General features: G+C 41.8%; 14 protein-coding genes and 1 pseudogene. 10 read left to right on the top strand and 5 right to left on the bottom strand.

Annotated features, from left to right (window positions below; genetic code table 11):
* Positions 1 to 22 precede the first annotated feature (22 nt).
* Positions 23 to 151, bottom strand: coding sequence for a hypothetical protein (locus tag ACE1CD_RS20630; protein ID WP_374794761.1), 129 nt, complete (start codon positions 149 to 151; stop codon positions 23 to 25).
* Positions 152 to 181: 30 nt separating this feature from the next.
* On the opposite strand from ACE1CD_RS20630, the gene ACE1CD_RS20625 reads away from it, so the two are divergent.
* From ACE1CD_RS20625 to ACE1CD_RS20610, 4 genes are all read left to right on the top strand, one after another.
* Positions 182 to 472 carry a hypothetical protein gene (locus tag ACE1CD_RS20625; protein ID WP_374794760.1) on the top strand — a complete coding sequence of 97 codons (291 nt, stop codon included), beginning with the start codon at positions 182 to 184 and terminating at the stop codon, positions 470 to 472.
* Positions 473 to 583: 111 nt separating this feature from the next.
* Complete coding sequence (locus ACE1CD_RS20620) at positions 584 to 970, top strand: single-stranded DNA-binding protein (protein WP_374794759.1); 387 nt, start codon at positions 584 to 586, stop codon at positions 968 to 970.
* Positions 971 to 1,070: 100 nt separating this feature from the next.
* Positions 1,071 to 1,511 carry a hypothetical protein gene (locus tag ACE1CD_RS20615; RefSeq protein ID WP_374794758.1) on the top strand — a complete coding sequence of 147 codons (441 nt, stop codon included), beginning with the start codon at positions 1,071 to 1,073 and terminating at the stop codon, positions 1,509 to 1,511.
* 435 nt (positions 1,512 to 1,946) lie between these two features.
* A complete protein-coding gene (locus ACE1CD_RS20610) occupies positions 1,947 to 2,411 on the top strand; it encodes a hypothetical protein (RefSeq protein ID WP_374794757.1) in 465 nt (154 codons plus the stop codon).
* Between the two features lie 15 nt (positions 2,412 to 2,426).
* Here the strand turns inward: ACE1CD_RS20610 and ACE1CD_RS20605 are convergent, their stop codons facing one another.
* The 3 genes from ACE1CD_RS20605 to ACE1CD_RS20595 all read right to left on the bottom strand — a co-directional run bounded on the left by ACE1CD_RS20605 (position 2,427) and on the right by ACE1CD_RS20595 (position 5,173).
* Positions 2,427 to 3,605 (bottom strand): sugar MFS transporter, encoded by a 1,179-nt coding sequence (locus ACE1CD_RS20605; RefSeq protein WP_374794756.1) that lies wholly within the window; start codon positions 3,603 to 3,605, stop codon positions 2,427 to 2,429.
* 211 nt (positions 3,606 to 3,816) lie between these two features.
* Positions 3,817 to 4,239: a histidine phosphatase family protein gene (locus ACE1CD_RS20600; protein ID WP_374794755.1), complete on the bottom strand. Its 423-nt coding sequence runs from the start codon at positions 4,237 to 4,239 to the stop codon at positions 3,817 to 3,819.
* Positions 4,240 to 4,489: 250 nt separating this feature from the next.
* On the bottom strand, positions 4,490 to 5,173 hold the full coding sequence (locus ACE1CD_RS20595) for a hypothetical protein (protein ID WP_374794753.1): 684 nt from the start codon (positions 5,171 to 5,173) through the stop codon (positions 4,490 to 4,492).
* Between the two features lie 1,068 nt (positions 5,174 to 6,241).
* Here ACE1CD_RS20595 and ACE1CD_RS20590 point away from each other — a divergent pair.
* Positions 6,242 to 6,487: a hypothetical protein gene (locus ACE1CD_RS20590; RefSeq protein ID WP_374794752.1), complete on the top strand. Its 246-nt coding sequence runs from the start codon at positions 6,242 to 6,244 to the stop codon at positions 6,485 to 6,487.
* A gap of 194 nt (positions 6,488 to 6,681) precedes the next feature.
* Positions 6,682 to 6,903 carry a hypothetical protein gene (locus ACE1CD_RS20585; protein WP_374826090.1) on the top strand — a complete coding sequence of 74 codons (222 nt, stop codon included), beginning with the start codon at positions 6,682 to 6,684 and terminating at the stop codon, positions 6,901 to 6,903.
* A gap of 415 nt (positions 6,904 to 7,318) precedes the next feature.
* Here ACE1CD_RS20585 and ACE1CD_RS20580 read toward each other — a convergent pair.
* A pseudogene (locus ACE1CD_RS20580) lies at positions 7,319 to 7,522 on the bottom strand (histidine kinase dimerization/phospho-acceptor domain-containing protein); the annotation flags it as partial.
* 126 nt (positions 7,523 to 7,648) lie between these two features.
* Between ACE1CD_RS20580 and ACE1CD_RS20575 the strand changes: the two are divergent.
* The 4 genes from ACE1CD_RS20575 to ACE1CD_RS20560 all read left to right on the top strand — a co-directional run bounded on the left by ACE1CD_RS20575 (position 7,649) and on the right by ACE1CD_RS20560 (position 12,064).
* Positions 7,649 to 9,697 (top strand): ATP-binding protein, encoded by a 2,049-nt coding sequence (locus tag ACE1CD_RS20575; protein WP_374794750.1) that lies wholly within the window; start codon positions 7,649 to 7,651, stop codon positions 9,695 to 9,697.
* Positions 9,698 to 9,702: 5 nt separating this feature from the next.
* Positions 9,703 to 10,404 carry a hypothetical protein gene (locus ACE1CD_RS20570; protein WP_374794749.1) on the top strand — a complete coding sequence of 234 codons (702 nt, stop codon included), beginning with the start codon at positions 9,703 to 9,705 and terminating at the stop codon, positions 10,402 to 10,404.
* Positions 10,382 to 11,389, top strand: a complete 1,008-nt coding sequence (locus ACE1CD_RS20565; RefSeq protein WP_374794748.1) for a ComEC/Rec2 family competence protein — start codon at positions 10,382 to 10,384, stop codon at positions 11,387 to 11,389. Before ACE1CD_RS20570 ends, ACE1CD_RS20565 begins: the two co-directional genes overlap by 23 nt.
* A gap of 210 nt (positions 11,390 to 11,599) precedes the next feature.
* Positions 11,600 to 12,064 carry a thermonuclease family protein gene (locus tag ACE1CD_RS20560; RefSeq protein ID WP_374794747.1) on the top strand — a complete coding sequence of 155 codons (465 nt, stop codon included), beginning with the start codon at positions 11,600 to 11,602 and terminating at the stop codon, positions 12,062 to 12,064.
* Positions 12,065 to 12,320: the final 256 nt, after the last annotated feature.

Genomic DNA, 12,320 nt, shown 5'->3' with positions numbered 1-12,320 from the left:
AAGGTCGAACTAAGTTAGAACATCACGAATTAGCTGCTGCTTTAGCTAACAAAGTTCCCTTCGATAATCTGTAATTATTGGTCAAAAAGAATTCAATTACCATACTTTTAGCAACTCGTTGGTTGTTAGAAGTATTTTTTTGCTGACGCATCTTAAATACTGAAAAGTTTGGAGACTTCTGATGTCTATTTCACTTGGTTCTCTTGGCATTCGCATTAACCGTAAGAAGCTTTTGTCTCAAGTAGTTGAATTAGCAGAAAATAGGCGCTATTGGCAAGCAGTAGCGGATTCAACTACTGAAGCTCACGATGCTAAGTTGGTTCGTACTCAACTTTATCAGACTTTGGCTGAAGCTGATAATCAAGAGCTTTTGGAATTGGCTTGTCAACTGCTGACTCTTAATCAAATTGGTCGGCGAGCTAACGAGACTTTTGAGCGTATCCAAGAGTACAGAGCTAAGACGGCTGCTTAATGAATATTACCATCAATCTAACATAATCCGATCGGGATTGATGGTAAGTCTTCAACTCATATCAAAGTAGCGCTGTCGCGCTGTTAGAAAGAGCATTACTGGGAAAATAATATGTCTGATAACCTCAATATTATCAACCTTGTTGGTCGGGTTGGTCAGAAGCCAGAAACTCAATATTTTGAGAGTGGTTCTGTCTTGACAAAGCTTTCTTTGGCTGTCAACCGCCGCACTAGCAAGAAAGATTCGGAACCTGATTGGTTTGCGGTGGAAATTTGGGGTAATATCGCGGAAGTGGCTGCTAATTACACTGATAAGGGCAGCTTAATTGGTATTCAGGGTGAATTGAAGTTTGATGAGTGGACTGACCAAGTTACTGGTCAACAGCGTGTTAAGCCTGTGATTCGGGTTAATAATTTGGAATTACTTGGCTCTAATCCTAATTCTAACTCTCCTGCTACTTCATCCTCAAAAACTAATACTGAACCAAGCGATTTTTAGGTGATTGAATTTCTCTAATATTCCGGCACTTTTATGGTGTCGGGATATTTTTTAGGGCGCAGACGCGCTTGAGTTTTTGAACCAATACTGGTACAATACAATGAATAACGCACAATTAAGAGTTCGGATTGATTCTCTGCAAGCTTCTCACACTCAAGATGGAACTTTGAATGTTTCTGGACAATGTTCGTTTAAATATTACGATCGCTCTGGATACAAGGTACGTCCACTACGGTTTCAAGCTTATGGGGAAGCTGCTGTTGCTCTCAATCATGGGGGTGTTGGCGCTGTCCATGTTGTATCTGGGCGACTCAATATTTTCAAGCCCAATGATACTAATCCCAATCATCAAATGCTGTTGACTGTGGAACGAACTGTTGTTGTTGGGGGACAGCCTACTTCTGGGTCTATTCCAGTTATTCCAGTAGTTCCTGCTGCACCTGTGGGGGCTGTTGCTGGTGTAGGAGCAAATATTTCAGTACCTATCCCCGTAGCTAGTAACGGTAAAGCTACCGCCGAGTATAGCGAGATTCCGTTCTAACTGTTTTACTGAGTTTGTCAAATTGTAAGCGTTCAGCCGTCAGGTATCAGCTATCAGCTTCGGTCGGGAATTGACTGTCTCTTCTTAGGGGCAATATAAAGAGCGATTAGCGTGCTTGAGTCGAATTAGCTGACGGCTGACTGCTGATAGCTGAACGCTTACGTCAAATTTAATGCGCTCATCAACTCATCAGATTAACAAATTCTTTTGTTGGTGAGCGCTATATTACGTAAGTGAGTTCAACCTAATAGTTGATACCAATAGCTTTTAAATTCCGTAATTGCACTGGTGTATACTTAAAAATCCTAGTCTAGGATTAAGTTGTATGAGAAACCACTTAGATCTACTCAAATATAATTGAAGTAAACCATGCTCTGAGTTTAGAGCATGGTTTTATGGCAAAGAGTTACTTAAACTTAAATAATTGCTCAAAATATGGCAAATTGGGTTCAGATCGAAGGGTTGGTCAAAAAAGGATATGGCGTTGCATCGGGCCAAGGGAAAGATCCACGATTCCCCAACGGCACGATTGAAATGCAAAAACCTTTTTTTCAGAATCTTGGTCCGGATTTAAGTAACTATTTTCCAGGGACAATCAACGTTTCTATTGCTCCACGTACATACGAAATTAAACGAGCTAAATATACATTCAGAAATGTCAAATGGTCAGCAGAGCCAGCAGAAGACTTCTCCTTTTGTGATTGCCAAATTTGGCTGAAGCAAGGAGAATCACAGTCGGGTTTAATTTATTATCCTCATCCTGAAACCAAACCAGAGCATTTTCAGACTCCCGATACTCTGGAGATTATTACGTCCTTTATCAGTAATTTGAAATATGGAGATGAAATCATTATTGCTGTAGATAGCGAACAAATTAATATTGATAGCGATCGCACCTAAACTCAAGCTGCAATATCAACTTCCACCCTTTGCATATTTAACTAACCAGCGATGGAGCATTACCATCACGACTGCCAGCGGTATCATCAGCATAGGAATAACTTCCAAATCGATTTTGTCAGCCAGCCAACCCACTGCGGTTGGGATACTCACCGCTCCGATACTGCCCACACTCGATAAAAAATTGATCGCCGCCGGAACCAGTGCGGCTGGAATTCGACGCGGCATCAGCCAGATAGTAGTTGGGAAAATAGCTGCCAGCGCAAACCCAATCAGCGGTAAACTCCACAGTTGATGGGGAAACAGCCACCAAATCAGCAAACCTGCTGTGAGTAAAGCCAGAGAGCCATCAATCAGCCGAGTTGCTCCAACCTGTTTCATCAATTGCCCCATACTCAATCGTCCTATTGTCAGCCCAAACCAGTATGCCGTGATGCTATATCCTGCCACTGTAACGGGTGTACCGCGACTCATGGTTTGTACTGTAAAAGCCCAATTCCCCAAAGATACTTCTGTACCGACATAGACCAGCAACAACAAACCTGCGACTAACACAGTTGGTCTTTTTAGTGCCAGACCCAAATTTGTTTTTGCACTTCGATCGGACTCCAGGGCTGATGAATTCATCAATGGATAACGCTTGACAATGACCCACATCATAGCAATGACCAACAGCCCTACCATTGAGGCAAATACCCAATATATCGATCGCCAACTCACTCCCATTGTCAATAAGGTGGTAGCAATGGCAGGTCCCGAAAGTGCGCCTATACCATAGAACGCATGAAGCATTCCCATCAGATGGGCATTGTCCTGCTTGTGAGCGATGAACGTGTTAATACCTGCATCGATTAGCCCAATTCCCAGTCCCAATAGCGTTCCGGTAATCACCATCACGAACCAATGAACGGTTGAAGCATAGATGCACAACGCACTCATGACGCTTATGGCAGCCAGCAAGATCGTTCTCGCCAATCCAATGCTTGAGCTCAATAAACTGCTGGTCAGTGCTGCGACAATATAACCAGTGATTTGACTGAAAAACAGCACAGTGACTGTCGCCGTGGTCAGATTGTAGGTGGTCAAGATGGAAGGTAGCAGCACGCCCAAACCGCTCTCGGCAATGGCGATCGCAATAAAAGCATAGAACGCCAAAGCTACACCAATCCAGGCAGGAAGAGATTTACGCTTCATAAAATTCTCTCATCAATCGATCGCATTCGAGTCCGTCGAGCTGCTGACAATTCAGATCGCTGCCTTCATATACAAATGAGATCGTAGGGCACAACCCCCATCCTGAAAGCTGCTCTCTAGAAATAGATCTAGCCGATCTGATTCTGGTAAAACTACCAAAAAGGAGCAGTTAGTTTTCCGGCTTTTCGGTGCTCTTCATCCAGCGTACTTATTATGAAGCTTGATCGCCTGCATCGGGAGCAACTGTTGCATCCGGTGTTACCGTTTGTAGCTTTGATGGCAGATGATCCGTAACAAATGAACTCCAATAAGGTATTCCTCCTGACCCAAATTCCATCTTCAAAATGGATGCGTTTGGCACCCGAAATCCTTGAGAGAATTTATACAATCGACTCATGGAGATCGCATTGATCGTTTTTGGCGCTGCCAGGATTTGCCATAACATTGCTTTGATAAATAACCCATGCGTAAAGACGATCGCAAATCCGGTTTGTTGTTGAAATTGATTGAGAGCAGTTCGGACTCGTGCCATTAATTGAACAAGAGATTCCGCGTTTTCTCCATCTACATAATGAGGATCGCACCGTTCCCAGTAAGCTTGAGTGGCTCTCCCGTACTTGTGGTGATAACGCAAGCTTATAATCTAGCTGCATCAAGGTTTTTAGCCTTCATTGCCCAGATAGAATGTATCACCCGCTACTTTTTACACCAAACATCCGGGAGAGCCATCAGGATGCTTTATTTGATCGCTAGCAATCGTAGATTACCCAGGTTATCGTTACTCTGCTATTAATTGGAGTTTAGACTAACCGCGCTTTAGGGCGCGGTTAGTCTAAACTCCAGAATCGATCGAAAGATATATAACTCGATTTTGTATTAAATGTCTATTGGATAACCGACATTCTGGTAATCAACAGTTCTCTACGAATTTTACCACAAGGTTCAATACTCTCACAATCATTAACATTTTGATAGGAGTAAGACAACCGAACCTTTCGGTTTAAAAACTTATTTTTTTGTTCGCAAATCTCAAAGGTAGCGCCTAAATTGTGTTCGGTTTTATTTTCATCTACTACAGTAGCATAGCACATTAAATCTCCCGTTTGTAAACTTTTGACTGTTCCTACTTCTAGCTGTTTGGCTGCCTGTGGCAAAATGGTAATTCGCATTGAATAGCTGCTACGTCCCCCCGTCGCTACCGCTTTTAGGTAATAATCTTGGGTAACAGGTAATCTCCCTGTCCAATTAGCTCGGTCATCAACTATTCGTTTGTATGGAATACCATCTGCTCCGGTAATTGATAAGAGTACATTCTGACGAGGGGAGGTAATACTGACGGACATATTCTGACCTCTAGCTGCTCGCAATACATAGCAATCGTTATTTTGAGGTGCTAAGTTACCAGTAACCGTCGCTGAAACTCCTTGGGGCTGAAATTGAATGCGGCGACATCCTTGCTCCCGGGTACTGGCGGACGAAATAGCAGTATGAGTGGAAAAAAATGGGGTACTCAGGAGGGCGGTAGCAGCCAAACTGGTAAATAATCTCCGATAAATTGTGGCGTTCATAGATAAAAAGTAAAAACTAAGGTTTTCTTTGGTCTTGATAATCTTAGTTTGCTTACAGTCTCTCAGACAATAAGCTGATAGCATACCAGTTTATAGATAGTCCCAATGGTAGATCCTTATAATCTGTTAGTTTTCCTGCCTCAATAGACTTTTGTGGGGGACAGTTTAGAAATTGGCTCCCAGACATTATAGGAAGACCGGCTAGAGGCTAGTGCCATTCCATCTAACAGCAAATTACGCAAGCGACTGAGGACGCTATCAATACGATTGGCAAGGAAAATATAAAATATTCCGGTGCAATTTTAAGATTTCTAGTACTTACTACACCCTGGCTGGTTGCCAACCCGACGTTAGCCCCCTGGCCTGACCCCGCAGACCGAGCCGTGTTCCAGACTGGAGCCTGGATACTGTCGGATGAGCGTCCACTCTCTCCCGAACTCTCGGCGTTCCTCGATGCTGGCTCCACACCCGTCTACTTCGGCTTCCGGCAGCATCTGCACGCCGGAAGACCTCAGCCAAGTAACGATCTCTTCAGCCCGTGCGCTCAAACGTGGTGCGATCGTGTCTCGTGGGTGGGCCGACCTGTCGCCCTTCGACGACGAGCCGACTGCCAGAGCTAGAGGCGAGGTCAACCAGCAGGCGCTCTTCAAACTCTTCGCCGTCGTCGTCCACCACGGCCAAGGGCACCACCACCGCAGCTGCACTCGCCGGCGTGCCTCAAGTCGTCATCCCTCAAATGTACTCTTTGGCACTACTGGGCTGGTCGCATCCACCACCAGGACATCGGGATCGCACACTTGCAACAGACAAAAGTGACTGGGCCAATGTGAATAGTGCGAGTATGAGCGCGAACAATAATAGTTTGAGATGGCACTTAACCCCCATTAGCAGCTAAAACTCGGTATATTAAATTAACTCAGATCTTGCACCTAGCATAAAAACCGGGTTTCTGGCTTCTAGCTAAACTTGAAAGCCTATATTTGTCGTGAAGAAACCCAGTTTCTCAGGTCTTGTTGAGAATGGCACAAGATGTGAGTTTGATGTTGATTTATATTCGGATGCCGAGTTATGGACACCAGAAGTAAGTTAGTGGATGGTGAATTGGTACTAGAGAATGATATTGCCTACTACAATGGCGAAGCGATGCGACCACCACAGCAACATTGGACAGCAGCAAAAAAATTAGAACTATTAGATACTCATCCCCTTTTTACCAATCGCTGCCCTCAATGCGAAATGCCTTATCCAAGTGACTACAAACCCCTAGCGCATTGGGATTGCCCCTATTGCGATTGGAAAGATGATAGTGTTTAGGTTTGGAAATTGGTGATGAATCGATTAATTACAATTAGTCTTTTTGGCTGCTTACTATTATTAATAGTTTTGGTAGAATTAGGAAACCTAACTTATTAGTTTCAGATCGTTAAGTTTCTCTCTGCTCAAGCAAAGATGAGATAGAAAACCTCAAACAAGCAAATTTAAGGATATTATATCGGACTTGTAGCTTGATGGTAGTACCATGCTTTAAAGAGCAAAAGATTATTGGAATTTTGCAATTAATGAATAAAATTAAGCAGGGAGATTTCCTGCCCTATAATCACGATGATTTTCCTAATCCTCCTGAATGTTGGCAATGTAGCTTTACTGATGCCGAACCAGCATTTTTGGAGAAATCAAATATAAGTGTTAAAGTTCCTACCTTGGAATACGTAGCTAGTTCCAAGCTCTAGAACTCAAAAGTTAAACAGCTATTTGGGAGGCAGTGCTTTGACCCGCATTTCTCACAAAATTTGCGATTGCCAACAATAAAAGCCTTACTGGAAAAGGGTTTTAGCGTGCGAACACCCAGTTTCCACATCCAACAGTGTGTGAACTGGTATCAATTTTTCTTAGGCGACTGTTTCCCGCTCCCTGGTTTTTCAAAAAGTTCAAATTTTTCCCCCTAAATCAGCTTATCAAATTAGTTGGTGAGAAATGGGGGTCTACCAGCTTGATTATTGCCTCGATTAGTGATTCTGGCTCCACAGGCTTTGTAATGCGATCTTGGAAGCCCGATCGAAAGGCTTTTTGCTGGTCAAAGTCCCTTGCATAAGCTGTGAGCGCGATCGCTGGGATGGTTCCGCCCTGTTCGGGTGAACGCGATCGAATTTGCTCAATCAGTTGCGCTTGCAGCTTGGCATTGCGCTCGATCGTTGCCAGTGCTTCGCGTTGACGAGTTGCATCTAATTTGCCGTTTTGCAGCAAGCGTGTCCATCGCAAAATCGGGTTGAGGGGCGATCGCAGTTCATGCGATAACACAGCTAAAAACTCATCTTTGATCCGGTTGGCGGCTTGCGCTTCCTCCCGTGCGCTTCCTCTCGTGCTAAGATACGATTATCTTTCTCTCGAATACAGTACGCACGAGTACGGGAATCATCATGATGGCACTTACATTAATTCAAAAACTATATCTGTTATAAAAAATTGTAAATAATAATGTATTTTAAATTTTCACCAAAAATTCTGCAAAGACTAGGAGAAGAACTTGTTCCAAATCCAGACCAAGGAATCATCGAATTGGTTAAAAACTCTTATGATGCTGATGCGACAGAATGCACAGTACAACTTGCCAATATTAGCACCATAGGTGGCTCGCTTATCATTTCAGATAATGGTATTGGTATGGATAAAGATGCCATCAGCGAGGGATGGCTAGTGCTAGGCCGTTCAAAAAAAGCCAATCGTGAAGTTACCCAATTAGGTCGATTACCTATAGGTAATAAAGGATTAGGTCGGTTGGCTGCATTACAGATGGGTTCTAAAGTCATCTTGAAAACTAGACCGAAATGTGAGCTAGGGGTTGAATATTCTCTGACGATTAATTGGGATGATTTCCAGGAAGCTGATGTAGTAGAAGATGTTTCTTTTGATGTCCAAAAAGCTAGCACAGATAAACAGCATGGAACTGACATTATAGTTAGTAATCTTAAAAATATATTTAATAAGCGCGACATTCAAAGACTAGCTAGAGAGCTTTTATTGTTAGCAGATCCATTTGCTAGCCAAGCTGGTTTCATTATTCAACTTATTGCACCAGAATTTTCTGAAATTGAAAAACAAGTAAAAAATTCTTACTTTAATGATGCTGAATATCATTTGCAAGCTTATATAGATGAAGATGGTCTTGCAAAAGCAAACCTGCTGGACTGGCAGGGGAACCTAATTTTTCATGCAGAGCATACTGACCTTTCTCCAGAACCTTACAAAACACCTCCAACAGAATTTGAATTGTGGGTATTCTTACTAAACCCCCAAAGTTTTTCAGCTAGAAGTGCTTCTGTTTCTACCACACAAGTTAGAGAATGGCTTGGTCAACTAGGTAATGTTCGTTTATACCATCGAGGGTTGCGGGTAAAACCCTATGGAGATCAAGATGATGATTGGTTGAAATTAAATTATGCACGCTCTAGGAATCCAGAAGTTCGTCCTTCAACAAAAACAGTTATTGGTAAAGTAATCGTTAATGACCCTAATGAAATGTTGCTTCAGAAAACTGATAGATTGGGTTTTATTGAAAATCAACCTTTTTTAGAGTTAAAACGTTTTGCAATTGATGTTTTGGAATGGATGGCAAAAGAAAGACTTAAAGTTACTGAGATGCAAAGAGAAAAAGTTAAGAAACAAGTTCCTCGTGATATTACAGAAGCTAAAGCAAGAATTGAAGAAGTTATTGAAGCAGAAGTTCCTCAAGAATCTCGCTCTAAAGTCCGAGGGGCTATTCAGCAATACGAAACTGTAACAGAGCGTGAAAGCAAGGTATTACGTGAAGACCTTCAGCTGTATCGTAGTTTAGCTACAGCAGGGACAACAGCAGCAGTTTTTGCTCATGAATCTGGCAAACCAGTCGATTTAATTAAAAAAGCAGCTAAGAGAATAGAAAAAATGGGTAAAAAGTTTCTAGCAGAAAAATATGACGAATATTTAGGAGAACCCGTTGCCATGCTTTATGAAATAAGTAAGTCATTGCTACGCTTTTCTAATTTTCCACTGCATCTATTAAAACGAGAGAAACGTCGTGCAGGCGTTGTAGATGTACATAGTGTTATTGACGGTGTTGTCGCACTTTTTCAAAGTTTTTTTGATGATGGTAAAATTGAAGTTATTCAAGATAGGGTTGATGCTAAACCTTGTATTTATGGAAGTAATGCTTTGCTAGAAGCCATTATTACAAACCTTTTGACAAATGCTATAAATGCTTTTAACGTTGAAGGTGGACGTATAAAAGAGCGTCAAATAATTATAAGAACTGAAACTGAAGGGAATCATTTAAAAATTAAAGTTTTAGATAACGGTTTAGGAATTAATAATATTGAATTAGATGAAATTTGGCTACCTGGTAAAACAACCAGAGAAGGTGGTACAGGCTTAGGATTGACAATTGTGAAGGATTCTGTAACCGATCTGGGAGGAATGGTAAAAGCAATTACAAAAGGTGAATTAGGTGGAGCAGAATTTATTGTAGAGTTAACAATGATTGGATATTAAACTTTATGGTTGTAACACAAGCTTTTAATGGGAAAATAATAGCTATAGTTGATGATGACACCTCACAATCTAAAGCAACAGCTTGGGAAATAGAGGATGCAGGTTATCAACCATTTTTATTAGACAAAGGACCTTTTCACAGTGTCGATGAATTGGTATCCCTGATTAGAGAAAATGCTCAAGGTGCTGTGTGCGATCACCGATTGAGTAATTTTGGATTTGCTAGTTTTTATGGAGCCGAATTAGTTGCAGCTTTATATGACTTGAAAATTCCCTCACTGTTGATAACTCAATACGTAGAGATGGATACATCTTTCTCAATTAGAAAATGGAGACATAAAATACCTGTACTATTAAGTCGAGAAGAAGCCGATGGTTCAAACATTACTAAAGGAATAGAAGTTTGTACCTCAGAAATTCATGGCAAAATACCGAGTACTAGAAAATCTCGTAGAACGATAGTTAGGATTACCTATATTGATGATAAATCTCATGAACCTGTTATAGATGCCTTTGTTCCAAGTTGGAATCCCCATAAGGCTGTTCGGTTTCCACTTTCTTTGATTCCAGAGAATATTAGACCTGCCTTAAAAGAAAACATCCGTTTATTTGCTTACGTAAACACAGGAGCAGAGAAATCGGATGACTTGTATTTTGAAAAATTTGAATTAGCGCCTGAACCAGATGAAGATGATGGACTCGCCTGAACTGATTATTTTAGATGTTGGACATGGAAATTGTGCGTTAATTAGAGACGCAAATGATGTAATTGTTATTGACTGTCCACCTGGGGGTACGTTGATAGAAGCTCTTGAGCATCTATCTGTTAAAGAGATTTTACATATCCTCATTTCCCATTCTGATGCAGATCATATTGCAGGTATAATTGACTTGCTTTCAAATGAAAATATCAAAATTCATAATGTACATTTAAACCCGGATGCAGTTAAAAAAAGTGAAATATGGTTAGATTTACGTACTGCTTTACAAGACGCACGTAAACGTTTTAAAACAAATGTTTCATCAGAATTGACAACAACGAAAACAGGAAAATTAAACATTGGTTCAGTTAATATTGAAGTCCTTGCACCAACACCTGAATTAATTTTAGGTGGTGCTGGAGGAACTGATTTAAAAAAAAGAAAATTGAACTCTAACTCAATATCGGCAGTGATTGGGATAAGTCATGATACTCATAGAGTGGCTATACTAGCAGGAGATATTGACAATGTAGGATTTGCGAATTTTGCTGAAGACAGGAATAATTGTCATGCTGACATACTTGTTTTTCCTCATCATGGTGGAAGGCTTGGGAGTGGAGATCCTAAAATATTTGCCCAGGAATTTTGTACTTTTATCCAACCCAAATTAATAATATTCTCAATCGATCGTAATCGCTTTGGCAATCCTCGTATAGAAATAATAGAGGGATTACGTTCTGTTTTACCAGATGCTTATATTTTATGCACTCAGTTATCTCAACAATGTGCTGCTAGTCCTCCTAGTTCAAAGCCTGCACATTTGAATACACTTCCTGCCAGAGGGCTTATCAGTAATAGCTGTTGTGGAGGAACTATTACTCTAAAAATAGATGGTAGTAATACTATCTATGCTGAGATGGCTTTACATAAGGAATTTATTAATCAAGTAACTACTCCAATATGCCGCCGTTATCACGGCATCATGGGGTAAAATTTAGTAATAGCTACATTTTACCCAGAAAGAACAATGGAATTTCATCTAGGTACCTTATTAAAATTACCGAACGTTACCGTTTCCAACGCCTATCAAAAAGAAGGATTTTTCATTCTAAAATTATCGACGGGGTAATGCTTGCGGTGGTCGATCGGCCTACTCTCGACCAGGCGGGGAAGAACCTCGTTGCTATGTGGGGGATTAGCCATGCGACGCACAGTACTGTTTATTTTGTTGTTCTTAGCCTCGTTCTTAGCCTCTTGCAACGGCGATCGCTCAACCAGCCAGCGGATGTTTGTGCAGTCGATCGCCAACGGCGGCACGCTGATCATGGTGGGCGAAGGTCGGGAATATCGAGTTTCTTTGTGCGGCGTCAGCGTTGCGCCAACGCAGAATGAAGAAGCCAAGAAACTGCTGCAAAGTCTGCTGACCGATGAGAATGAGGAGGATAAAGCGCTGGTCGCGGTTCCGGTGCGAGCGAGCGGCCAGAGCATCGTGGCAGAAGTTTACGTCCCAACTGCCAACCGGGATGAGGAGAAGTCGCTAAACGCCGAACTGCTGGCAGCAGGATTAGCCAGGGCTACCGGGGAAGCCTGCCCAAACCGGGAGGCGTACCAGGCGATCGAGCAAGACGCCAAGGAACGGCGGGTGGGACTGTGGGATGATCGGTAGTTGGCTGAAAAGTTGTACAAAACTACCCATTGTTGGACAAATCTTCCATCAAGAATGTAGCAATTCCTCACCCGTTACAATCTTTGATTTAACGGGTGAGGAATTGCTACCAGTATAATGTCCTAATTACCTAAAATTAGAATCCGATCGCTTTTAGGTTTCAGCCTTCAACAAAAGCCAAATCCCCCTGTTGTTTGCTTAAAAATCCAGTGGAAAGCTCGCTGAATGAACTAAGATAGAAAAGGCTGTGCTAACT

Source organism: Aerosakkonema sp. BLCC-F183, from assembly GCF_041929145.1.
Taxonomy (GTDB): domain Bacteria; phylum Cyanobacteriota; class Cyanobacteriia; order Cyanobacteriales; family Aerosakkonemataceae; genus Aerosakkonema.
Note: the sequence above shows the minus strand (reverse complement) of the source record. Positions and strands in the feature narration are given on the sequence as shown.